3 protein-coding genes are annotated in these 2,337 nt (G+C 63.4%); 2 read left to right on the top strand and 1 reads right to left on the bottom strand.

The window, feature by feature from the left end:
- The first annotated feature begins 308 nt into the window (after window positions 1–308).
- Both GPT33_RS18785 and GPT33_RS18780 read left to right on the top strand, forming a co-directional pair.
- Entirely contained in the window at window positions 309–647 is a 339-nt protein-coding gene (locus GPT33_RS18785; protein WP_296812188.1) for a hypothetical protein, read from the top strand.
- A gap of 93 nt (window positions 648–740) precedes the next feature.
- Window positions 741–1,931, top strand: coding sequence for a patatin-like phospholipase family protein (locus GPT33_RS18780; RefSeq protein WP_296812185.1), 1,191 nt, complete (start codon window positions 741–743; stop codon window positions 1,929–1,931).
- A gap of 207 nt (window positions 1,932–2,138) precedes the next feature.
- On the opposite strand, the gene GPT33_RS18775 is transcribed toward GPT33_RS18780, so the two are convergent.
- Window positions 2,139–2,337, bottom strand: a 199-nt coding sequence (locus tag GPT33_RS18775) for a helix-turn-helix transcriptional regulator (RefSeq protein ID WP_296812183.1), incomplete at its 5' end; no start/stop codon positions are given.

Below are 2,337 nucleotides of genomic sequence, written 5' to 3'. Positions count from 1 at the left end.
GAGCCGGCGCGGTTTAAAGGATTAAACATCTTAAATTCTAAACCGCGTCTCACTGGGATCAAGGATATCTCCGAAGCGAAACGAACCATGAAAACGACGCATGTCGCTCTGGACGCGGTTTAGCTCCGATTGACCCGATTGGCTGAACATGGTGCGCACGAAACAGGGTCGCTATCGGTCGCCGGCCTATACTATCGGTGTCTGGTCAGGACCGGCGAGCCGGGACCGCCGGCACGCACCCTAACCGACGGCGTTTTTCATGACGGATTCCGAATTCGGAGGAACACCCAATGGTCTCGAGACTCTCCATGCCCCACCGCAAAGGCACCGGGGCGATCATCGCTCTCTGCGTCGCCGCGGCCTTCCTGTCCGCGCCGTGCCAGGCTCGCGACCGGGGTCTGAACCAACCCGGCGCGATCGGCAACCATCCGGTCGGCGTCGATCCGGGCATCAACCAGCCCGGCGCACTCGGCAATCGCGGCATCGGGATAGATCCCGGCATCAACCAGCCCGGTGCGATCGGCAATCGCGGCATCGGGGTGGATCCCGGCATCAATCAGCCGGGGGCAATCGGAAATCGCGGGATCGGCGTGGATCCCGGCATCAATCAACCGGGTGCGATCGGGAACCGCAGAATCGTCCGCTGAGAACACCATGTGACTCGGCCTTGCTGCAGGGATAGGATGCCCCGCGTCCATCACCCGACGAGTCCTCTCCACACGCCTCGGAGGCGAACCAAGATGACCTTGAAACACATCGCATGCCTGATCGCGATGACGGCTGCTCTGCTCGCCCAGGGCTGTGCGGGACCGGTGCGCAAGGAGGCCGTTCCGGCCGCGTTCACCGACCAAGCCGTCATCCCCGGCATGGCCGAGGTGCGCTACCGTGTCGGCATCGACACCGAGGCGCTCCAGCGCGAGAGCATCGCCTCGGTGCGGCGCGAGCAGGCGCTCCTGGCCTCCACGGGCCACCGCGGCGGCTTGCCCCCCGCGGTCTTCCTGGCCGTCTCGGGTGGCGGCGACAACGGCGCCTTCGGCGCCGGGCTGCTCAACGGCTGGACCGCGGCGGGTGATCGACCGGAATTCAAACTGGTCACCGGCGTCAGCACAGGTGCCCTCATTGCGCCTTTTGCCTTTCTGGGTCCTGCCTACGACGAGCAGCTCAAACGTTTCTACACGACCACCGGCCCCGCGGACATCGCGAAACAGCGCTCGATATTGGCTGCGGTGACGAACGATGCTTTGGCGGACAATGCGCCCCTCTGGCAATTGGTGAGCAGGGAGGTCAATCAGTCGTTGCTGGACGCGATTGCACGCGAGTACGACAAAGGACGCTTGCTGTTCGTCGCCACCGTTGACCTGGATGCACGCCAGACGGTGCTGTGGAACCTGACCAAGATCGCCGCGAGCAAGGATCCACATGCGCTCGATCTGTTCCGGTCGCTCATGATCGCCTCAGCCTCCATACCAGGCGCCTTTCCGCCCGTCATGATCGATGTGGAGGCAAACGGAGGTGCCTACCAGGAGATGCATGTGGACGGCGGCACCATGTCGCAGGTCTTCGTCTATCCGCCGTCACTCGACATCGAAGCGCTCTCCCGCAAGCTCGGGACTCAGCGCGAGCGGCGGGCCTATATCATCCGGAATGCGCGTCTCGACCCGGAATGGGCTCAAGTCGACCGCCGGACCATGAGCATCGCCGGACGGGCGATCTCATCGCTCATCCACACCCAGGGCATCGGCGATCTGTATCGCATCTATCTCACGACCCAACGTGACAGTGTCGACTTCAACCTGGCCTATGTGCCCGCGACCTTCAATGCCCCGCATCGCGAGGAGTTCGATACCGAGTTCATGCGCGCCCTCTACAAGACCGGCTACGCGATGGCGGCAAAGGGCTACCCCTGGGAGAAGGCGCCGCCGGGCTTCTGACGGGCCGAGGCTATTCGGAACTGCGCCCCGATTGCGATGCCGGGGACGCGCATCCTCGGGGTCTTGACGGTGCCCGGCGTTCAAGCGCTTTTTTTATAGGTATTCGGGGTCAAGCTCACGCTATATCCTAATGACGGAGGCCGGGAGAAGGAATCAGGGAATTCCCGTCGGGAGTTTCCCGACACGGCCGGAATTTGCGACTTTGTGTCACACCAACGGCGCGATCCCGGCGCGGATCGCGAACTTGACGAGACCGGCCAGGTTGTCGATTCCGAGCTTGAGCATGAGGCGACCACGATAGGTCTCGACCGTCTTGGCGCTGATGCCGAGCTCCGCGGCGATCTCCTTGGTGCGTCTTCCGCGGACCAAGAGTCCCAACACCTCGCGCTCGCGCCCGGTCAGCGCA

This window comes from Thiocapsa sp. (assembly GCF_011390875.1).
Classification (GTDB): Bacteria; Pseudomonadota; Gammaproteobacteria; order Chromatiales; family Chromatiaceae; genus Thiocapsa.
The sequence above is the reverse complement of the archived record's forward strand: the minus strand, read 5'-3'. Positions and strand labels throughout refer to the sequence as shown.